Below are 20,463 nucleotides of genomic sequence, written 5' to 3' on the forward strand. Positions count from 1 at the left end.
GCCATGACCGTCACGCCCTTGCGTCAGATGGCAATTGAGACCCGTCATTTATATAAGCGATTTGGCGAGGTCACCGCGCTGGAGGATATTAATCTGTGCATCGCCCGCGGGGAGTTCGTCGCCATTATGGGCGCTTCCGGTTCCGGGAAAACGACGCTGATGAACATTCTTACCTGCCTTGATACCGCCAGCGAAGGCCAGGTTATCCTCGACGGCACCGACGCGGCGGCGCTGGACGAAGAGGGGCGCCGCGCCTTTCGCGCGCAGAAAATTGGTCTCGTTTTCCAGCAGTTTCACCTGATCCCGTTTCTGACGGCGCTGGAAAATATCATGCTGGCGCAGCACTACCACAGCGTGGTTGACGAAGCCGCCGCCCGGGCGGTACTGGCACAGGTCGGCCTTGAGCACCGCATGACCCATCTGCCGAGCCAGCTTTCGGGCGGCGAACAGCAGCGCGTCTGCATCGCCCGGGCGCTGGTCAACGAGCCGCCGGTCATTTTTGCCGATGAGCCCACCGGCAACCTTGATGAAGAAAACGAGCAGCGGGTGCTGGATCTGCTGACCGATCTGCACCGGCAGGGGCGCACCGTGGTGATGGTGACCCACAACCCGGCGCTGGGGCAGTTTGCCGACCGTATCGTGCGGCTGCAGCACGGCAGGTATCTGGGCGAAGAGGTGAACCATCATGCGCATGCCTAAGGTGATTATCATGCTGCTGCTGACGCTGCTGGTCGGCTGCAAAGAGGAGAAGCTGGCGCGCGGCGAGGCGGCGCCCGCGCTGGCGGCCTTCGATCTTCAGGATAATGCGGCCAGCCTTGAACGCTGGCGCGGCAAGGCTATCTATCTTAATTTCTGGTCCGCCGGCTGCGGCGGCTGCCTGGCGGAGATGGATACCCTGCAGGCGCTCAGCCAGCGCTGGCCGGATAAAGTGGTGGTGGTGGGGGTGAATACCGATCCCGACAGCGTAGAGATCGCGCCGCTGCTGGCAAAGCACGGGATCAGCTATCCGGTGCTGCGCGATCGGCTGAAAATAACCCAGGAGCGCTATCAGGTTATCGGCACCCCGACGTCGGTGCTGATTGATAGCCGCGGGCGGGTGGTGGATCTGCATCAGGGCTGGCGTAAACCGGAGGAGCTGCAGGCGGTATTCAGCCAGCTGGCGCAGCGCTAAGCGGCTTCCCCGGGACTTGCCCGGGGTAAGCCTGGCGCAGTTTAGTCAAGCAGCGAAGGATCGGCGTCGATCATCAGCTGTTTCATTTCCTCAAAATGCTGACGGGAAAAGTCGGTAATTTTTTCCCAGTCGGCGGCGGTTTTCTCCGCCACCTCGTCGGACAGAACCTTCAGCGGCCGGCCGGTTGACCAGGCGGTGACCAGAATCTGGCAGGCTCGCTCGAGGGTCCAGATATCGTCAAACGCCTCGCCGATGGAGCCGGCGGTCACCAGCACCCCGTGATTGCCCATCAGCAGACGGCGTTTATCCGCCAGCAGCCCCGCCAGCCGCGCCCCTTCTGCGGCGGTATCCGCCATCCCGCCGTACAGCGTATCGACCGCCACGCGCTGAAAGTAGCGCGCGGTGTTTTGATCGATCGGCAGGATCTGCGGCTGCTCGAGGCAGGCGACGCTGGTGGCATACACCGGATGCAGATGCAGCACCGCCCGGGCCTGCGGCAGCCGCTGGTGAATCTGCCCGTGGATAGCCCATGCCGTCGCGTCAACGTCCGCGCGGTGGGCGTTATCTTCATCATCGGCGTTCAGCAGCAGCAGATCGCTGGCGCGAATGCGTGAGAAGTGCCGCCACTTCGGGTTAAGCAGGAATGTTTTGCCGTCCGGCGACAGGGCGGCGCTAAAGTGGTTGGCGACCGCCTCGTGCATGCCGAGGTGGGCAACAATGCGCAGCGTCGCCGCCAGGTCGATACGCGTTTGTTCTTCAAGAGAGTAGGCCACGGGCGTTATTCCACTTTCGGCATCAGGTCGTTGAGGTCTGCCGCCGTCGGCGGCTGGAAGTTATACTTTTTCAGCAGGGCGGCATACTCCGGCGTGGCGCTGAACTTCTTCAGCCCCTCTTCAAGCGCGGTCTTCACTTCGCTGTTGCCTTTTTTCACCCCAAAGCCGTTGAGTACCGGGTAGATCAGCGTCGTGGAAGAGATGGCGATCCGATCGCCCAGCTTGTCGACCACGCCGCGCGCCACCGCCGCATCGGTGATCTGCGCCTCCACCGCCCGCGACAGCAGCGCCTGGGTGGTTTGCGGATCGGTGGCGTATTCGCTGAGCGCAATCGGCGGCAGCCCTTTTTTCACGCAGTAGTCGGCGGACAGCTTTTGCAGCTGCGCCAGCCACGAGGTGGCGCCCATCGAGCCAATCTTATGGCCGCAAAACTCTTCCGGCGTCTTCGGCTGATAGCTGGCGCCCTTCAGGGCCAGTATCGACTCGCCGCTTTTCAGGTACGGAACCATATCGATAACCTTCAGCCGTTCGGCGGTGATATACATCGACGAGTTGGTGATATCGAAGCGTCCGCCCTGCAGTCCGGGGATCAGATTCGGGAAGCGGGTATCAAGGTTGACCGCCTCGCGGCCCATCGTTTTGGCAATCCCGGCGAGAAACTCGATATCAAAACCGGTGGGCTTGTTGTTTTCAATGTATTCGTAGGGGAAAAAGGTCATATCCGAACCGGCAATGATTTTTCCCGGCTGCTGAAAGGCCGCCTGGGCGCTAGCCGCGCTCAGAGCGCCAACGGTGCAGAGGAGCAGGGTATTTAAGCGTTTCATAAACATATCTCCAAAGTGGGGGGCAATCACATGCTGGCAAGGTCGTTTCCGGCCTGCTGTACGAAGAACGAGGCGCCGCGCGGCTTCTGCGGCAGACGAACATGGTTGGCGACGCTGCGTACCAGCCCGCTTTCTACGCCGGCGACCATCTGTCCGGCGTGGACGCAGGGCAGTGGATTTTCGCCGAACGGCAGGGCGTCTTCGGCGGCGTAAACGCTGATAAACAGGGTGCGCGGCAGATCGGTTTCATTGGGGCTGGAGGCGTGGAGCAGCCGGGTGTGCATAAAGCACACCGAGCCGGACGGGCCAAAGCAGGCTTCGGGCTGCTGACAGTGGGTCGCCACCACCTCGTCATCGACCGCGCCGGTAAACCGCGACTCCTGCCAGTGCGACCACAGCGGCCCCTTATGACTTCCCGGCACTACGTTCAGCGGGCCGTTCTCCGGCGTCACGTCGCTGACCATCAGCAGGGCGGTGATAATGTCGTCGTTGCTGTGCGGCGTGAACAGAAAATCCTGATGCCATTTCACCTGGGTGGCGGTATGCGGCAGCTTGGAGTTAATTTTGCTGTGATGAAAGCGGGTGCCGCTGCCGCCGATAAGCTGCGCGGCAATGGCCGCCATCCGCGAATCCAGCGCGGCGCGCCGGTAGGCCGCGGAGATCTCCGTCGGCGAGCTGACGCGGCGCAGCGACGGATGATCGGGGCGATGATCGCTTTCGAGGTCGAAGCGCGGGCGGCCGTCCTCGGTCTCTCCCCAGGCGTCGCCGTGATGACGGCTTTCGTCTACCCAACCGTCAAAATCCTGCTGAAGCTCGGCGATCTCCGAGGGGGAAAGCACCCCCTCAATCACCAGAAAACCCTGCTGATGAAACTGTTCGATTTGCCACTGCGCAATCATATTTTTTCCTTTCACAAACGGAGCGGTTAAGCCAGAGAGACGTCTTTCAGGAAGGCGTCAACGCGCGGGTGATTGCCGTCGCGCATCGACTGAGGCGTGTCGTCGCAAACCACGCGCCCTTTTTCCATAAAGACAATTCGGTCAGAAACTTTGAAAGCAAAATTCATCTCGTGCGTCACGATAACCATCGTGATGCCCTCATCAGCCAGCGATTCGATAACCTGGAGCACTTCGTTGACCTTTTCCGGGTCCAGCGCGGAGGTCGGTTCATCAAACAGCATGATTTGCGGGCGCATCATCAGGGCGCGGGCGATAGCCACCCGCTGCTGCTGGCCGCCGGAAAGCTGGTGCGGGTACTTCCACGCGTGTTCGAGCATGCCGACCTTATGCAGCAGTTCGCAGGCGCGCTGCCTGAGCTCCGCCTCCGCCGCCAGCCGGTGATAGCGCGGGGCCAGCAGCAGGTTGCCGAATACGGTCAGGTGGGGGAACAGGTTGAAGCTCTGAAAGACCATGCCAATATTCAGCCGGTGCTCGGCGTTCTCCATAAAGCGCGGCTTCTGCATGCCCTGGCGATCGAGGTGAATAAACGGCTGGCCGTTGATGCGGATCTCGCCGTTGTCGATCTGCTCCAGGCCGTTGAGCAGGCGAATGAGCGTGGTTTTGCCGGAGCCGGAAGGGCCGATCACCGATACCACTTCCCCGGGCTGGATCTGCAGGCTGACGGCGCCCAGCACCTCCACGTTGTTGTAGGCCTTATGCAGTTTCGAAGCCTGCAGCGCCGGCTGGCGGGTATCGACGGCGCTGCGGGCGGCGGGCGGCCGGGCGGCGGTTGCCAGCGCCAGCATGCCAGCGTCGACCGGGCGGGTCGTTTTACGCTGGGTAACGTCGAGATAGTTCTCCAGCCGTTTCAGCAGGAAGTCGAAAACGGTGACGATCAGCACGTAGTAGAACGCCACCGCCGCCATAGTCTCCATCACCAAAAAGTTTTGCGAATAGAGGCGCTGGCCGACCATCAAAATCTCGGTCAGGGAGATGACGGAAACCAGCGAGCTGAGCTTGACGATAGCAATATACTCATTGGCCAGCGCCGGCAGCGCCACCCGCAGCGCCTGGGGAATAATCACCCGCCACTGCGTGCCGCCATAGCGCAGCCCTAAGGCTCGCGCAGCCTCGGCCTGGCCTTTGGCGATGGACAGCAGCCCGCCGCGGTGGATCTCGGCGACGTAGGCCGCTTCACTGAGCACCATCGCCAGCAGGCCGGCCCAGAAAGGATCGTTGAGCACCGCCGCGAAGGAGGGCACCGTCTGCGGCAGGTTATAGACGAAAATCAGCAGAACCAGCAGCGGCAGGCTGCGAAACAGCCAGATATAGAGCCGGGCAGGGACGTTAAAGAGCCTGCGCGGCGACTGCTTGGCGAGGGCGAGAATAAAGCCCAGCACAATACTGCAACCCCAGGTCAGCAGACTCAATTTAATGACAGTCCAGGTGGCCTGCCAAAAATCTGCGTCGCTGAGCAGACTTAACATGTAGTTCCAGTTAAACATCATGGGCTATTTCACTCGCCATAATTAACGGACATGAAGGCAATGCCGATGTTCTAAAATGGGGCATTGCCAGTATTTATCGGGCAATAACACTATGCTGGCACTCTTCGCTGTGAGGCAATTAGTAAATTTTTGGCCTTTAAGTTTAAAAAAACTATATAGGCAGATTAATTTCAATAAATTTAAAGCAATGAGTGCGAAACAAGAACTAAACATTAAAAAAACAATTGCTGCTATTGGTCAACGGAATCATCGGCTAAATTCGCCGTTGCGCGATACTGGGGCGCGTGAATGATTTATTTGGTGCAGCCTGATTCATATTGGTGCAATTAATCCGACGGTTAATGATTTTAATTATTTGTACCCGTTCCGCGCGATGAATAACCCATTCGTCCGCAGGGGGAAAGCGTCTCTTAGCCGGGGAGTGGCACGATGCTTGCAATCGGCATATCAGGAAACTATGCCGTTTCTGTGAGAAACAATATTTCATAAAGGGTAAGGCTATGACGCGATTCACGCTCAAACAACTCAAATACTTTGTTACCGTTGTGGAGACCGAAAGCATCGCCGAAGCCTCCCGACAGCTGCATATTGCCCAGCCGTCGATCTCGATTGCGATAAAAAACCTGGAGGGCACCTTCGAGCAGCAGCTGTTTATTCGCCATCACGCGCAGGGCGTTTCGCTCACCCCCTGCGGGCGCCGTTTTTATGAGAAGGCCAAGGAGCTGCTGCGGCTCTCCTACGAGTTTGAGCAAAACTCGCGCGCCGATAAGGAGCTGGTTTCCGGCACTATTTCAGTGGGATGCTTTGAGTCCGTCGCTCCGCTATATATGCCAAAGCTGGTGGCCGGGTTTAAAAAGATGTATCCCGAAATAACCCTCCAGCTCTACGATGGCGAACAGCACGAATTAATGCACGGTCTGCATCGCGGGCGTTTTGATTTAGCGCTGGTTTACGATCTGGAATTAGGCCACTCGATCAGTAAAGAGATGCTCAATGCCCCGCATAAACCCTATGCGCTATTACCGGCCAGCCATCCGCTGGCGCAAAAAAAGAGCGTCACGCTGCAGGAATTAAGTCAGGAGCCGATGATTTTGCTCGATGCGGTGCCGAGTAAAAACTATTTTATTACCATTTTTAAAGAGAAGGGCTATCACCCACAGGTGGCCTATAGCTCCCCGTCAATTGAAATGGTGCGCTGTATGGTCGGGCAGGGTTTGGGCTTCTCGGTATTAGTGACCCGGCCGCTTTGCGATATGACCTACGACGGCGAGCGGCTGGTCCAGCTGGATATTGAAGATCAAATGCCGGCCTCGACATTAATTATGGCGCACCTCGCCAATAATGAACCTACCCGGCCAACTCAGCTTTTCATGGACTATTGTCGCAGCATTGAGTTAACTCCGGCGCTGGTTTAGCCGGTCACTAACGAGGGGCGAGGATATATATTGTCACGCGTCTGAGAGCCTATCTCCAGGCTATTTTATTTGTCATTTTGAACGCCCTTCAGGGCGGCCCGGAGGGTGAGCCTGGCGAGTCCATCCTCGCGTACTACCTGTACCCTGCGGTTTCTTCGCGCTGGCCGTGTTCAAACTGCCAGCAGCAATAACGCCTGGTGGGACAGGCTCTGAGGCTCATAAATTTCTATTGCGAGGATCGTTTTATAATAATTTACCATTCGACGCTGGCTAAATAACCTGAGTCCGCTGACGCCCGGCGTCATCAACTCAATCATTTATCCAGCACAGGACGGTTAGCTATGCACAATCAGCGTTATCCGCAGATCGACCGGCAGACGATCGATACCTACCAGACGGATGGAGTGGTGTTACTGAAAGGCGTGTTCACCCCGTGGATCGACGGCCTGGCGAGCGGCGTGGCGGAACTGATGGCCAACCCCAGCGAGTACGGGCACGCCAGAACGGTGGTGCCGAAAGACGGCTCCGCGCCTTTTTTCCAGGATTACTGCAACTGGTCCCGGATCGCCGATTTTGAGCAGTTTGTCAGGCAGTCGCCGGCGGCGGAAATTGCCGCCGCCCTGATGCAATCAACAACGGCGAAATTTTTCCACGAGCACACTCTGGTCAAGCCGGCCGGCGGCAGCACGGTGACCCCCTGGCATCACGATCAGCCCTACTACTGCGTTGAGGGGCGGCAGAACATCAGCTTCTGGATCCCGCTGGACCCGGTCGCTCAGGAGATTTCGCTGCGCTGTATCCGCGGCTCCCATCTGTGGGGAGAGGAGTTCAGCCCGACCCGCTTCAACGGCTCGAAGCTCTACCAGCACGGTCGCTTTAAGGAGCTGCCGGACATTGACGCCCGTCAGGATGATTACGATATCGTCAGCTGGGCGCTGGAGCCGGGCGATGCGGTCGCCTTTCACTACCGGACGGTGCACGGGGCCAGAGGTAACGCCACGGCGCGGGCGCGACGGGTCTTCTCCGCCCGCTGGGTTGGCGACGACGCCACTTTTGTTGACCGCGGGGGCGTGACCTCGCCGCCGTTCCCGGAGCTGACGCTGCAGGATGGCGACGCGCTGGTTTCACCGCTGTTCCCGCAGGTCTGGCCGCGGGGGTAACGGAGGCTCCCCTGCCGGAGCCGGGATGCCGGCTGTCGTAATGACCGGGCGCCCGGCGGCGGGGAGCATCGTTTTGCCTGACGGCGTTTGGCGATTAAATATACTGACTGAGTAAAGTCTCAAGACTGTTTTGATCGGCGGCAAACAGACGAATACCTTCGGCGAGCTTCTCAACTGCCATCGGATCTTGGTGATGCGCCCAGTAGAACTCCGCTTCACTCATCGCCTCGGGTTTGGGCTGAACCTGACCTTCATACGCCAGCGGAGCGGGTACTGGCCCCTCATTTTGCTGTAATTGCGCCAGCAGCGCCGGAGAGACGGTCAGGCGGTCGCAGCCGTTAAGCGCCAGTACCTGTTCCGGCGTGCGGAAGCTGGCGCCCATCACCACCGTCCGGTATCCGTGCTGTTTGTAGAAACGATAGATTTTTTGTACCGACGCAACGCCAGGGTCGTTATCGACAGTGAAAAGGGTGTCCGGATGGTTGTGCTTGTACCAGTCGTAGATACGGCCAACAAAGGGAGAAATCAGGAAAACTCCCGCGTCGGCGCACGCTCTGGCCTGGGCAAAGGAGAAAAGCAGCGTCAGGTTGCACTGAATCCCCTCTTTTTCCAGCGTTTCGGCGGCGCGGATCCCTTGCCAGGTGGCGGCTAGCTTAATCAGTACGCGATCTTTGCCGACGCCTTTCTCCTGGTACAGGGCAATGATATCGCGCGCTTTATTGATGCTGGCGTCAGTGTCAAAAGAGAGGCGGGCATCCACTTCGGTTGAAATACGCCCGGGTACGCTTTTCAGGATCAGTGCGCCGATGCTGACCGCGAGATAGTCGGCGATGTCGGAAGGGCGAACCGTTTTTCCGGCCTGGCGAGACTTCACCGCCGCAGCGGCATCTTTCACCAGTTTCTGATACTGCGCGAGCTGTGCCGCTTTGTAGATAAGCGACGGATTTGTGGTTGCATCCTCGGGCTGATAAGCCATGATGCTGTCGATATCCCCACTGTCGGCAACAATCGTTGTCCGCTGCTTCAGTTGTTCAAGCTGATTCATAACCATTACCTGTTTTTTAATCCGATTACTGACATAACAAGGAGGGACCCTGGCCCTCTCCTTGTTATTGATGCATGGCGTTAAGCTGGCTGAACGGTTATTTCGCCTGCGCGACGCGGGTGGTCAGGCCGGGCATATTGAAGCACTCGGCTTCGTTCTGGATCATATCTTTAATTTTATTGACCACGTAACGTTCAGGCTCCACGCCAAACGATTGCAGATTGGCAAACAGGGTCCGCATCTCTTTAACCACCGCTGGTTTTTCATAATTATAATGACCGCTGAGTTCGAGGATCTCTTTCAGCAATTCTGGCTCACTGAAGATTTGCTCTTCGGATTTATTTTTGTGCTCATCGGTCATCCACTTTTCCCATTTGTGGCTGAGTACGCACTCGCGGGTCAATACGGTTTTCAAATCAGAGGCCGACTTGATAAAGCCTTTCGCCGCCAGATCTTTTTCCACTTCCGCGAGCTTCAGATACGCGCGGGTTTCGATGGTGCCGTAAGCCGGAGCGACGTTCATCGCCGTGATCCCCAGCCCCGGATGTTTGAGCAGGATCTCATCCGGTAGATAGTCGCCGTTATGCTCTTTCAAACCCACGCCATGACGGGTGCTGATCGCTGAGAGCTCGGCGGACTGCTTGTCGTTGAAATGGCCGACATTTTTAGTCAGGCGGGTCAGGGTTCCGGTCTGGCCGACAATAAACAGCGGCTGCGGCAGCGCTTCGGCGGCCAGGCGCTTATTGAGCTCGATAATAAAACCTTCATAGGCGTTGACGTCAGTCAGGCCGCCGTTGGTCTCTTCAGTGCCGACTTCATAGAAGAACTCTTTCAGGCTGTTAGCCTTGCGGTACTCTTCACAGAAGCGAATCAGTTCAACGGTACGGCTGAGGACCAGTTCAATATCAATCACTTTGCCGACAACATACGGGTCTTTGGTCGGGTCGATATGCAGCAGATCAAAACCGGCATCCATATCAATCTGATAAGAGCGGCGGGCCAGCTTCATCGCTTCGTCTTCCGGAATATGGTCTTTACGCTCTTTATCGCGCTGCCACGGACCGCCGTGGTCGCGACAGAGGAAATAGTCGCCATCAAAGCCGACTTTTTCCGCCATGGCTTTCAGGTCGGCGGCAAAGCGGAACTGATCCCAGTTGTTGACGTAACCGGCACCAAATTCATCGGCATCGACCTGGTTACGGCTGGCGATAAACATCAGCGGCAGATCTTTTTCTTTGCCCAGTTCAAAGCATGCCTGAATTAACGCCGGAGACATTGGGCCAATACCCAACATGGTGGATTTCCCGCCGTTGACAATATAATCGACGTACTGTTTCATGGTGTTTTTCATAATAACTCCTCAGACTTTATTCATATCAGTAGTGATTGTTTTTTTAGCGGACTCTTTCTTTGCCGGTTCGCTAATATTGGGACGCAAAATATGCAGGCAGAGAGCGGTGACAACCACGCCGATAGCCATATCAATGACGTACCACAGCGGGGCTTTATTGACTCCGGCGATAGCAATTAACCCACCGTGGGGCACCATGGACTCGACGCCATGAATCATTGCCAGACCGGCGCCGACGGCGCTGCCGATAATAATCGATGGCAGGACTGTTTTAAGGTTTTTAACCGCGAAAGGAATTGCCCCTTCGGTAATACCAATTAATCCCATAAAGGCGGCGGAGGTCCCCATTCTTCTTTCATCCTCAGCCCATTTGCGCTGAGAAATAAACGTTGAGAGAGCAATGCCCAGTGGGGGAATAGCACAGGCAATACGGTAAGCGCCGTTCGGGCCATAAATACCTTCGGCCATTAACGCGAGGGTAAATGCGGTGGCGGTTTTATTGACCGGACCGCCCATATCAAAGGCGGCCATAGCGCCGAGAATCAGGCCGAGAACCACGCCGCTGCTGCCCTGCATATTAGAGAGCATCGACACCAGCCATTTCATGGCGATACCGATAGGCCCAATCAGCACGTACAGATAGAGCATGCCGACGATACAGCTGGAGACGATAGGGATAATCAGTATCGGCATAACCGGCATGAGCGCTTTGCCGACTTTCCAGGTTTTAACCCATTTTGCGACGTAGCCACTGAGGATCCCGAGCAGCATGGCGCCGAGAAAACCGGTGACTACGTGGTCCGCGCCGAGCGGAGTGCTGGCCATAAAACCGGTGATTAAACCGGGCGTGAGCCCCGGTTTACCGGCGATAGAGTAGGAGATATACGCCGCCAGCACCGGGATCATCATCCCGAGGCCCGCGCTACCGATAGCGCCAAGGTTTAATAAGAAGGGATTGGTTACCACCATGCCTTTGCCGGCAACCGGCTCGCCGCCAATCAGGGACAGCGCCAGACAAATCCCGCCGACCACCACCACCGGCATCATATATGAGACGCCGGTGCTGAACGCTTTGACTAAATCATCCTTAATGGCTTTCATTTTATCCGACATTTTTATCCTCCAGACACCCTGTGCTTTTATTGGATAACCACGATATACGGACGTAGTCGTCCCGGGCGCTTGCGCCACGGAATACAAACGCAGGGTTCACTGAAAATTAATTAACGTTTTTATTCACCAGATTCCGCGTGTCGAAATAACACAGGAATATGATCTTTGATTTATTTTGCTAATTTTTCGGCTTTATCAATGATCGCAACCGGATCGCGAACAACCTCGGCTGGGTTAAGTGAAATAACCCGGCCGGCATCCTCTTTTTCCTCAAAACGTTCGACGCCCTCGATGCCGATGGCAATCGCCAGAATAACCACATCGGCTTCGGCAATTTCGTCTTCGCTGAGCTCATTTTCAATCCCCATACCGCCCTGAGTTTCGACCTTTACGTCATAGCCTCTTTTTTTACACTCTTGCTCAATCGCCTCCTGAGCCATATAGGTGTGGGCGACTCCGGTAATGCACGCTGCGACTCCGACAATTTTCATGAATAACTCCTGAGTTTGATATTTGGCTGTAAGTTAAAACGTGGCTTAATAAATCCTGATTTCATATGGCTAATGTTGTTGCCATCAGGTTGTAGAGTACGGTGACGTCTTCGGCCTGTTTTATTTCATTGCGGAAATCCTCTTTCATTAGCTTTCGGGCAAGCGTAGAGAAATATTTCATGTGTTCGTTAGGATCGGCGGATTGGCTCACCGTCAGCATAAATACGGTTTCGACCTGCTGATCGCCCCACATAATGGGGGTATCAAGCGTCGCCATACTGATGGTGGAGTGGCGGATATGGTTTGAGCGCGTGTGCGGAATGGCGAAACCATAGCCTACGGCGGTGGAAAATGAGTCCTCGCGGGTCCAGATATCATCGGCTAATCGATCGCGGTTATCGCTACGATGGTGCAGCCAGAGATTGTCGGTCATCTTTTTAATGACTTCGTTTTTATCGCTGGCCTGCAGGCCAAAGAGAATAAACTCCGGGGCGAAGATCGGCATTGTGCTGACCGCTTTCACATCCGGTGAGCGAAGCAGGGCTTTGACCGCGGCGGAGCGTTTTAAGGTCACGCTCTCCTGCGCCAGCCTTTGGCATTTGGCGAAATCCAGCTCCCGTAGCGCATGTTTCACGCCGGGAATGGCGGTACCGCTCATGCTGAGCTCGTCGAAGCCCATGCCGGCAAACAGCGGGAGAAAGTCTTTGCTGGCCCCCAGTTCGCCGCAGATGCCAATCCACTTGCCCGCACGATGAACTTCATCGGCGGCGAACCGCATGGCGCGCAGAAATGCCGGGGCATAATTGTCATACACCGCCTCGACCTGGGTATTGCCGCGGTCCGCGGCAAAAAAGTACTGGGTCAGATCGTTGCTGCCGACGCTAAAGAAATCGACGTATTCCGCTATTTCGCTGATGGCGAAGATGACAGAGGGCACTTCCAGCATCACGCCGAGCGAAATCTTATCGTTGAACCCCAGTCCCTCAGCGCGCATCGCGTTCTGCACCTCTTCCAGCACTTCGCGACACCAGATAACTTCATCGACGTTAGCGATCATCGGGATCATGATTTTGGCTTCACCCAGCGCGGAGGCGGTAAGAATCGCCTTTAGCTGCATGGCGAAAAGCTCTCGATAGCGCGGGTAGGCGCGTACCGCCCGGAAGCCAAGAAACGGATTTTCCTCTTCACCGATGCACATATAGTCGACGGGCTTGTCGCCGCCGATATCGAAGGTGCGGAATATCACCGGCTTACCGTCAGCAAGCCGCATCACCCGGCTGTAAAGCTCCGCCAGTTCGTGATAGTTCGGCGGCGTTTCCCGATCCATAAACGACATTTCGGTACGGAACAGGCCGATACCTTCAGCACCGTTGCTAAACGCGGTTTCGGCTTCCGCCAGGCTGGCGATATTGGCGGCTATCTCAATACGATGGTTATCGCTTGTCGTCGCCGGCAGATGCACGTTAGCCAGCATCTGCTGTTGCATGGTCCGTTGGACGGCGATTTCATGGCGGTAATAGCGCAGTACCTTTTCATCCGCAGCGGTAATCAAAATACCCGGATTACCGTCGATAATGATGTCACTTTCCGCATTCAGCTCGAGGGCTGAAAAATCGATATCCGTCAGCGTTGGGATCCCCAGGGAACGCGCCAATATTGCGGTATGCGAGGTTTTTCCGGTGACGGATAGCACCATCCCGGCGAGCAACGATTTATTTATGGCGAGAAACTGACTCGGCGTCAGGCTATTGGCCAGAATAATTGACGGTTCGCTTAACTCGAGACGGTTTGGCGGCAATACGCCCGCACCATAAATGGCCGTGAGCAACTGCCCGGTAATATCGAGGACATCAAGGGTCCTCTCTTTTATGTATTTACTGGACGAGCGGTTAAGTATTTCGCTGAATTCTATGGCGGCTTTAATGACCGCATTCCAGGCGTTTTCACCGTCAGCTATTGTGCTGGAAATATGGCTTTGAAAGGTTACGTCGGTAATGATTGATAAATGTGCCTGGAGGATCTCATGCTCAACGCCTTGAGTTATTTCAAGGGCCGCCTGTTTGTCATGCTGCAGCATTTCCAAACCTGCCAGGAAAATACGCTGCTGTGACTCTTTGTCATATATTTCGGCGGGATTCAGCGCCAGCATTTCGTCTAATGACAGGCTCTGAATGCGCAGCGGTCTGGCAATGGCGACACCGCCGCTAATGCGTGAACCTTGAATAAACCTGGGCTGGGTTTCCCGCAGGGAGCGCGGGAGATAGCCCGTGGATGCCGGCGCTTCTTCCGCCTGGCTGACTTCGAATGAGGGCAGCTTTTTCAGCAGCGCGCCGAGCCGTTGCGCAGCAGCAGGCGCATCTTTACCGATGAGCGTAATTTCGCAGGCGTCATTGAATAATGTATCAGTAGCGACAATGGCGAGGGCGCTTTTACCATTGGCGGCAATCCCGCTGCGCATATTTTTCCAGCTTACCGCAGATTGAAAGGTATTACACAGCCGTTCGATATGCCCCGCCGGTCTGGCATGAATGCCGTCCTTCAGCTCACATTGATAATTTATTACCTGTGACATTATCACTCCCGAGAATCTTTAAACAAAGCGAGTTAATTTTCTGGGCAGACGTGAGTGTCTGCGTTTCTTGTTATATATCCTTCATCGTTATTGCTCTGCTTTGAATAGTAAAAAAGTCACCTTTGCTCTAATTAAATAACATGATTGCGATTATGTGATCGCAGTCATGAAATTAAGTGGTGATACGTCTTGTGATAGTTATCACACTCTGGCTAATGGATAATCTGCGGTCACGTAATTGCTATTAAAGGGCCATTTTTTCTATTTATTTGCTGCCGGGTGATGGCGTACAAAATAAAGCTCACACTTTCTTTTTTTGAGGTGAGGGCGATGCATTTTCGTGGAATATTATTGGATTTAGACGGGACCCTGGTCAATTCGCTGGATTTCGTGGAGGCGTCGTGGCGGATATGGGCGAATAAAAAGGGGCTGGATGCCGAAACGGTATGCCATTACCTGCATGGCAAACCGGCGCTCAGTACGCTGCGCCATTTTATGCCCGACGCCAGCGAGCGGACGATTAACGATGAGTTTCTGGCCCTGGAAGCGTTTGAAGCACGCAATACCGACGGCATCACCCCGGTGCCCGGGGCTGATGAATTTCTTCGCCAGCTGGTGCGGCTTCAGGTTCCCTGGGCCATCGTGACCTCCGGCTCGCTTAAGGTTGCCTCGGCGCGCATTAAACAGGCCGGTTTTCCGAATCCGCCCATGCTGGTGACCAGCGAAGATGTCCGTCACGGCAAGCCCCACCCGGAGCCGTTTGCGATCGGCGCAGCCCGGCTCAACCTGTCTCCCGCCCGCTGTCTCGCTTTTGAAGACTCCACCGCCGGTCTGCTCTCCGCCACCGAGGCCGGATGCGTGGTGGTTGAAGTCCTGACCCGCCAGTCGATGGTTCACGATATCGACACCTGGCAAACCGTTGATCACTACCTCGACCTGCGAGTGATGCGCAAGGGCGAGGCGGATTTTTTCCTTAAGATGTAAAGAGGGAGTTTGTTATGTCATCAAGAAAGACCCTGGCGAATGCCATCCGTATGCTCAGCGTTGATGCCGTCCAGCGGGCCAATTCGGGTCACCCGGGCGCGCCGATGGGGATGGCGGATATTGCCGAAGTTCTGTGGCGGGATTTTCTTAACCACAACCCGAATAACCCGATGTGGGCAAACCGCGATAGATTCGTGCTCTCCAACGGCCACGGCTCGATGCTGATCTACAGCCTGTTACACCTCACCGGCTACGATCTGCCGATTGACGAGCTGAAGGCGTTTCGTCAACTGCATGCCAAAACCCCGGGCCACCCGGAGGTGGGCTATACCCCAGGCGTGGAAACCACCACCGGGCCGCTGGGGCAGGGGATCGCTAATGCGGTCGGCATGGCCATTGCGGAGAAAACCCTGGCGGCGCAGTTTAACCGCCCCGGCCACGAGATCGTGGACCACTTCACCTGGGCCTTTATGGGCGACGGCTGCATGATGGAGGGGATTTCGCACGAAGCATGCTCACTGGCCGGGACGCTGAAGCTCGGTAAGCTGGTGGCATTCTATGACGATAACGGCATTTCCATTGACGGTCATGTGGAGGGCTGGTTTACCGACGATACCGCCAAACGCTTTGAGGCCTACGGCTGGCACGTGGTGCGCGGGGTAGATGGGCATGACCCTGAGTCTATCCGCGCCGCCATTGACGTCGCCCGGTCGATAGACTCAATGCCGACGTTGATTATCTGTAAAACGATCATCGGTTTTGGCTCGCCGCATAAGGCCGGTACTCATGATGTTCACGGCGCGCCGCTGGGAGAGGCTGAAGTGGCGGCAACGCGCGAGGCCCTGGGCTGGCCGCATCCGCCGTTCGCGATCCCTTCTGACATCTACGCGCAGTGGGATGCAAAAGAGGCCGGCCGGGCAAAGGAGGCGGCATGGAATGACAAGTTCGCCGCCTACGCTCACGCGTTCCCGGAACTGGCTGCCGAATTCACCCGCAGGATAAAGGGGCAGATGCCGCCCGACTTTGCCAGCAAAGCCCAGGCGTATATTGAAAAGCTGCAGGCGAAACCGGCGAAGATCGCCAGCCGCAAGGCCTCACAAAATGCGATTGAAGCCTTTGGTCCGCTGCTGCCGGAATTTCTCGGCGGCTCCGCTGATCTGGCTCCGTCAAACCTGACGCTCTGGTCGGGATCGACAGCGATCAACCACGATAGCGGCGGGAACTATATCCACTACGGAGTGCGTGAATTCGGCATGACCGCCATCGCTAACGGTATCGCGCTGCACGGCGGCTTTCTGCCGTACACCTCGACCTTCCTGATGTTTGTGGAGTATGCCCGTAACGCGGTGCGTATGGCGGCGCTGATGAAGCAGCGTCAGGTGATGGTCTATACCCACGACTCCATCGGTCTGGGTGAAGATGGCCCGACTCATCAGCCGGTCGAGCAGATTGCCTCGTTGCGCCTGACTCCTGACCTCAGCACCTGGCGTCCCTGCGATCAGGTGGAATCGGCGGTGGCGTGGAAGTACGGCGCGGAGCGTGAAGATGGCCCAACCGCGCTGATTTTCTCCCGGCAAAACCTGACCCAGCAGGAACGGACCTGGCAGCAGGTGCAGGATATTGCGCGCGGCGGCTACGTATTGAAGGATTGCCACGGCCAGCCGCAGCTGATCCTTATCGCGACCGGCTCTGAAGTTGAGCTGGCGGTTGCTGCCTATGAAAAACTGACCGCCGACGGCGTGAAGGCGCGGGTGGTGTCAATGCCCTCCACCGATGTATTTGATAAACAGGACGCCGCCTATCGCGAGGCCGTACTGCCAAAAACCGTTTCCGCTCGCGTGGCGGTGGAAGCGGGGATTACCGACTACTGGTACAAATATGTTGGGCTGAACGGAGCGGTTATCGGCATGACCACCTTCGGTGAATCGGCCCCGGCGGAGCAGTTGTATCAGACGTTCGGTATCACCCTTGAGGCGATTTTGCATCAGGCGAAAGCGCTTCTGGCTTAACCTTCCCGGCCCCTTGCACGACCTGGGGCCATTTTTTATTCAGGGGAAAGAAATGTATCCCGTCGACCTGCATATGCATACTCTTGCCAGCACCCACGCCTACAGCACGATTCATGACTACATAGCCGCCGCCGCGCGCAAGCATATCCGCCTGATCGCTATCACCGACCATGGACCGGAAATGGTCGACGCGCCGCATCCGTTCCACTTTAATAATCTGCGCGTGCTGCCGCGCGTCGTTGAGGGCGTGGGACTCCTGCGCGGTATCGAAGCCAACATCAAACCCGGCGGCGAGACCGATTGCAGCGCCAAAATGCGCGCTTCGTTAGATCTGGTTATTGCCGGGTTCCACAAACAGGTCTTTGCCCCGGCCGGGACGGCGAGCAACACCGATGCGCTGATCGCGGTAATTGAGTGCGGAAAGGTGGATATCATTAGCCACCCCGGCAACCCGGAGTATCCCATTGATATCCCGGCGGTAGTCGAGGCCGCCAAAGCTTGCCACGTGGCGCTGGAAGTGAATAACGCCTCTTTTGTCCATTCGCGTCAGGGTAGTGAGGCGAACTGCCGCAACATTGTTGCCGCCGTACGGGATAGCGGCGGGCTTATCGCGCTGGGCAGCGATTCGCACAGCGCGTTTTCAGTGGGTGATTTCAGCGCCTGTCAGCATCTGCTTGCAGAGGCTGATTTTCCCGCATCAAGGGTCCTCAACACCTCCCCGCGACGGGTGCTGGAGTTTCTTGAACGCCGCGGCGGGGATCGCATTGAGGAGCTCTACGCTGCACTGAGCTGAGAAGCATTTGCTTCTCAGCTTCACGCCCACCCGCTACAGGTCGATGACGTTGCCTCTGGGCAGATTCAGCGACTTGCGGATCGCGGCGATAACTTCCGTCGGCTTGAGCAGCAGCGAGTTAATGCACACGTTGAGAATACGGCAGCCGTCAAAGCGTGCGGGATTATCGATAGTAATATCGGACGCAATGATGGCGAGCTCGGATGCGAAAATATCCTTATCGGTAATGGGATTCTTCAGCCCCAGCACGCCCTGGGTCTCAATTTTGATCGCAAAGCGATACTGCTTCGCCAGTTTTTCCAGCTGCTCTGCGGCCATATAGGTATGCGCCACGCCGGTTGCGCACGCGGTTACCGCGACAATATGCAGATTGCGTTCGCTTGAGAAGGGCGGGATCTCATCTCTTCCTGCGCGAGTTATCATAAGCTTGCTCCCTTATTTTTGCGCCGGTACTCAAGCGGCGTACAGTCGTTAATATCGCGAAAGACTTTGCAGAAATAGTTGGTATCAGTGAAACCGCACTTCTCTGAAACCTCGTTGATTTTCAGATTGGTATTCATCAGCAGCGCCTTCGAACGCGAGATACGGGCCAACTTCAGATATTCATTGAATTTCACGTCTGACTCCTTCGAAAACAGACGCGACAGGTAGCCGGGTGAGATGTTAAAGGTCTCGGCGACGCTTTCCCGACTGATGTCCGTGTGGTAGTGGCTATCGATATGGCCTTTAATTTCATCCAGCAGAGAGAAGGGGCCCTGCTGGTTATTCAGGCCATCGGTGATTTGGCACAGCAGATCGTTTATTAGCGCATAGGCGATGTGGGCAAAGGTTTCGCCGGTATTATCCTGCGCCCACGCTAACGATTCGGTCAGCTCAAGCAGGCGGTCACGAACCGTACTGCTGGAGTTTTGCAGGTTATATTTCTCGACTTCTTTAAACTGCGTCCCGTCCCAGTTACTGATACTGAAACCAACATCCTGCTTCCAGAACACAATCGACATGCAGATAACCGGGCCTTCCCACAGCGGCGAGTTCCAGCCGTTGGCGGGAATATAGGTAATCGTGCCGACCGGGCGCTCACATTTAACGATCCTGTCGGTCCCTTTCGGCAGCAGCATGCTCAGGGTGCCTTTTACCGTAAGTTCGATGCGCGGCACGTGCAGATGGTAGGCCATCGCCGGGGCCTGCGCGTTGCCGTTGGCCACCAGCACGTTGTCATTGCTCGCGCCCTGGGTACTAAATTCGCTGAGGATGGATTGAATAAACGTGCCCATATTATGCTCGCGGTTTGATAACGGTTTTTAATATTTTGACCGCAACTGCGGTCGTCACGGTTCCCGCGGCCACTGAAACGAGATAGCCAAAGTGGTTGCCGATCACCGGCAACACGATAAGCCCGCCCCAGGGCGCGGCGTTGGTGGCGCCGAACCATAAAGAGAGGACGGCGGCGACCGCGCTGCCGAGCATAATCGCCGGGATCACGCGGACCGGATCCGCCGCCGCAAACGGGATCGCCCCTTCCGTGATGCCCATCGCGCCCATAATAACCGCGGGCTTCCCGGCTTCTCGCTCAACATCATTAAAAATGCCTTTAAACAGAAAGGTCGCCAGCGCCAGCCCCAGGGGCGGGGTGCAGTCAGCGGCGGCAACCGCCGCCATCAGCTGTGGGTTAGTTGAGATCAGGGCGACGGCAAAGAAAAAAGCGGTTTTGTTCAGCGGACCGCCCATGTCGACGGCGATCATGCAGCCGAGAATGGTCCCGAGAATAATGAACGAGGTCCCCTGCATATTGCCAAGCCAAACGCTAAGCCACTTCATGACTCCGGCTATCGGGTCACCAATGATGTAATAAACCGCCATTCCGGTGAGGAAGGTGCCGACCAGCGGGATAATAAAGATCGGCAATACCATCCGCAGGAAGTGGGGAACATTGAGTCGGGCAATCATATTGAGCAGAAGATAGACGACCAGCCCGGCAATAATCCCGGAGAGCATGCCGCCTAAAAAACCGGCCCCCATCTGGTAGGCCATTAACCCGCCGATGGCACCCGGCGCGATACCGGGTTTATCCACCATTGAATAGGCGATAAAACCCGACAGGATCGGAATGAACAGGGTCAGTCCGGCCATACCGATTTGCGACATGGCTTTCAAAAAACCGTGGTCCGGCACGGCCGCTTCGCCATTGAACATCACCGCCAGCGCCAGCAACACGCCGCCGGCCACCACGAAGGGGATCATGTACGACACGCCGGTCATAAAATGCCGCTTGGTATTTTTTAATAGTTTTAACATCTTAGCCTCATACCGTAGTGG

The 20,463-nt window shown here is 56.3% G+C and carries 20 protein-coding genes; 8 read left to right on the forward strand and 12 right to left on the reverse strand.

Annotation, left to right across the window (positions count from 1 at the left end):
- Positions 1 to 3: 3 nt before the first annotated feature.
- On the forward strand, positions 4 to 699 hold the full coding sequence (locus GO007_RS17885) for an ABC transporter ATP-binding protein (protein WP_076947590.1): 696 nt from the start codon (positions 4 to 6) through the stop codon (positions 697 to 699).
- The gene (locus GO007_RS17890; RefSeq protein ID WP_095102169.1) at positions 686 to 1,171 is read left to right on the forward strand and encodes a TlpA family protein disulfide reductase; all 486 of its coding nucleotides are present in this window, start codon (positions 686 to 688) and stop codon (positions 1,169 to 1,171) included. The genes GO007_RS17885 and GO007_RS17890 overlap by 14 nt, the downstream gene beginning before the upstream one ends.
- A gap of 41 nt (positions 1,172 to 1,212) precedes the next feature.
- Here GO007_RS17890 and GO007_RS17895 read toward each other — a convergent pair whose 3' ends face one another.
- Genes GO007_RS17895 through GO007_RS17910 form a run of 4 tightly spaced genes read right to left on the reverse strand, consistent with a single transcriptional unit; the run spans position 1,213 to position 5,214 of the window.
- Positions 1,213 to 1,944, reverse strand: coding sequence for a class II aldolase and adducin N-terminal domain-containing protein (locus GO007_RS17895; RefSeq protein WP_095102171.1), 732 nt, complete (start codon positions 1,942 to 1,944; stop codon positions 1,213 to 1,215).
- 5 nt (positions 1,945 to 1,949) lie between these two features.
- Positions 1,950 to 2,768: an ABC transporter substrate-binding protein gene (locus GO007_RS17900; RefSeq protein WP_095102304.1), complete on the reverse strand. Its 819-nt coding sequence runs from the start codon at positions 2,766 to 2,768 to the stop codon at positions 1,950 to 1,952.
- 26 nt (positions 2,769 to 2,794) lie between these two features.
- Positions 2,795 to 3,667, reverse strand: a complete 873-nt coding sequence (locus GO007_RS17905) for a phytanoyl-CoA dioxygenase family protein (RefSeq protein ID WP_095102172.1) — start codon at positions 3,665 to 3,667, stop codon at positions 2,795 to 2,797.
- 26 nt (positions 3,668 to 3,693) lie between these two features.
- Positions 3,694 to 5,214: an amino acid ABC transporter permease/ATP-binding protein gene (locus tag GO007_RS17910; protein WP_095102174.1), complete on the reverse strand. Its 1,521-nt coding sequence runs from the start codon at positions 5,212 to 5,214 to the stop codon at positions 3,694 to 3,696.
- A gap of 91 nt (positions 5,215 to 5,305) precedes the next feature.
- Here GO007_RS17910 and GO007_RS17915 point away from each other — a divergent pair, with 91 nt between their 5' ends.
- The 3 genes from GO007_RS17915 to GO007_RS17925 all read left to right on the forward strand — a co-directional run bounded on the left by GO007_RS17915 (position 5,306) and on the right by GO007_RS17925 (position 7,789).
- Positions 5,306 to 5,506 carry a hypothetical protein gene (locus GO007_RS17915; RefSeq protein WP_143350188.1) on the forward strand — a complete coding sequence of 67 codons (201 nt, stop codon included), beginning with the start codon at positions 5,306 to 5,308 and terminating at the stop codon, positions 5,504 to 5,506.
- A 208-nt stretch (positions 5,507 to 5,714) separates the two neighbouring features.
- Positions 5,715 to 6,629, forward strand: a complete 915-nt coding sequence (locus tag GO007_RS17920; protein WP_095102178.1) for a LysR family transcriptional regulator — start codon at positions 5,715 to 5,717, stop codon at positions 6,627 to 6,629.
- A gap of 341 nt (positions 6,630 to 6,970) precedes the next feature.
- Positions 6,971 to 7,789: a phytanoyl-CoA dioxygenase family protein gene (locus GO007_RS17925; protein ID WP_095102180.1), complete on the forward strand. Its 819-nt coding sequence runs from the start codon at positions 6,971 to 6,973 to the stop codon at positions 7,787 to 7,789.
- Between the two features lie 94 nt (positions 7,790 to 7,883).
- Here the strand turns inward: GO007_RS17925 and tal are convergent, their stop codons facing one another.
- The 5 genes from tal to ptsP all read right to left on the reverse strand — a co-directional run bounded on the left by tal (position 7,884) and on the right by ptsP (position 14,361).
- The gene (gene tal / locus GO007_RS17930; protein ID WP_095102182.1) at positions 7,884 to 8,834 is read right to left on the reverse strand and encodes a transaldolase; all 951 of its coding nucleotides are present in this window, start codon (positions 8,832 to 8,834) and stop codon (positions 7,884 to 7,886) included.
- A 97-nt stretch (positions 8,835 to 8,931) separates the two neighbouring features.
- A complete protein-coding gene (locus tag GO007_RS17935) occupies positions 8,932 to 10,185 on the reverse strand; it encodes a class II D-tagatose-bisphosphate aldolase non-catalytic subunit (RefSeq protein WP_095102184.1) in 1,254 nt (417 codons plus the stop codon).
- Positions 10,186 to 10,194: 9 nt separating this feature from the next.
- On the reverse strand, positions 10,195 to 11,298 hold the full coding sequence (locus GO007_RS17940) for a PTS fructose transporter subunit IIC (protein WP_095102186.1): 1,104 nt from the start codon (positions 11,296 to 11,298) through the stop codon (positions 10,195 to 10,197).
- A 170-nt stretch (positions 11,299 to 11,468) separates the two neighbouring features.
- Positions 11,469 to 11,789 (reverse strand): PTS fructose transporter subunit IIB, encoded by a 321-nt coding sequence (locus tag GO007_RS17945; protein ID WP_095102188.1) that lies wholly within the window; start codon positions 11,787 to 11,789, stop codon positions 11,469 to 11,471.
- Between the two features lie 61 nt (positions 11,790 to 11,850).
- On the reverse strand, positions 11,851 to 14,361 hold the full coding sequence (ptsP, locus tag GO007_RS17950; protein WP_095102190.1) for a phosphoenolpyruvate--protein phosphotransferase: 2,511 nt from the start codon (positions 14,359 to 14,361) through the stop codon (positions 11,851 to 11,853).
- A gap of 351 nt (positions 14,362 to 14,712) precedes the next feature.
- Between ptsP and GO007_RS17955 the strand changes: the two genes are divergently transcribed.
- Genes GO007_RS17955 through GO007_RS17965 form a run of 3 tightly spaced genes read left to right on the forward strand, consistent with a single transcriptional unit; the run spans position 14,713 to position 18,147 of the window.
- Positions 14,713 to 15,345: an HAD-IA family hydrolase gene (locus GO007_RS17955; protein WP_255430904.1), complete on the forward strand. Its 633-nt coding sequence runs from the start codon at positions 14,713 to 14,715 to the stop codon at positions 15,343 to 15,345.
- A gap of 14 nt (positions 15,346 to 15,359) precedes the next feature.
- A complete protein-coding gene (gene tkt, locus GO007_RS17960; protein ID WP_095102192.1) occupies positions 15,360 to 17,354 on the forward strand; it encodes a transketolase in 1,995 nt (664 codons plus the stop codon).
- Between the two features lie 52 nt (positions 17,355 to 17,406).
- Positions 17,407 to 18,147, forward strand: a complete 741-nt coding sequence (locus tag GO007_RS17965) for a phosphatase (RefSeq protein ID WP_095102194.1) — start codon at positions 17,407 to 17,409, stop codon at positions 18,145 to 18,147.
- A 33-nt stretch (positions 18,148 to 18,180) separates the two neighbouring features.
- Here the strand turns inward: GO007_RS17965 and GO007_RS17970 are convergent, their stop codons facing one another.
- Genes GO007_RS17970 through GO007_RS17980 form a run of 3 tightly spaced genes read right to left on the reverse strand, consistent with a single transcriptional unit; the run spans position 18,181 to position 20,442 of the window.
- Positions 18,181 to 18,570: a PTS fructose transporter subunit IIB gene (locus tag GO007_RS17970; RefSeq protein ID WP_095102196.1), complete on the reverse strand. Its 390-nt coding sequence runs from the start codon at positions 18,568 to 18,570 to the stop codon at positions 18,181 to 18,183.
- Positions 18,567 to 19,421, reverse strand: coding sequence for a helix-turn-helix transcriptional regulator (locus GO007_RS17975; RefSeq protein ID WP_095102198.1), 855 nt, complete (start codon positions 19,419 to 19,421; stop codon positions 18,567 to 18,569). The genes GO007_RS17970 and GO007_RS17975 overlap by 4 nt, the downstream gene beginning before the upstream one ends.
- Position 19,422: 1 nt before the next feature.
- Positions 19,423 to 20,442 (reverse strand): PTS fructose transporter subunit IIC, encoded by a 1,020-nt coding sequence (locus GO007_RS17980; protein ID WP_095102200.1) that lies wholly within the window; start codon positions 20,440 to 20,442, stop codon positions 19,423 to 19,425.
- Positions 20,443 to 20,463 lie beyond the last annotated feature (21 nt).

This window comes from Klebsiella sp. 10-1 (assembly GCF_009758445.1).
In the GTDB taxonomy this organism is placed as follows: domain Bacteria; phylum Pseudomonadota; class Gammaproteobacteria; order Enterobacterales; family Enterobacteriaceae; genus Klebsiella; species Klebsiella scottii.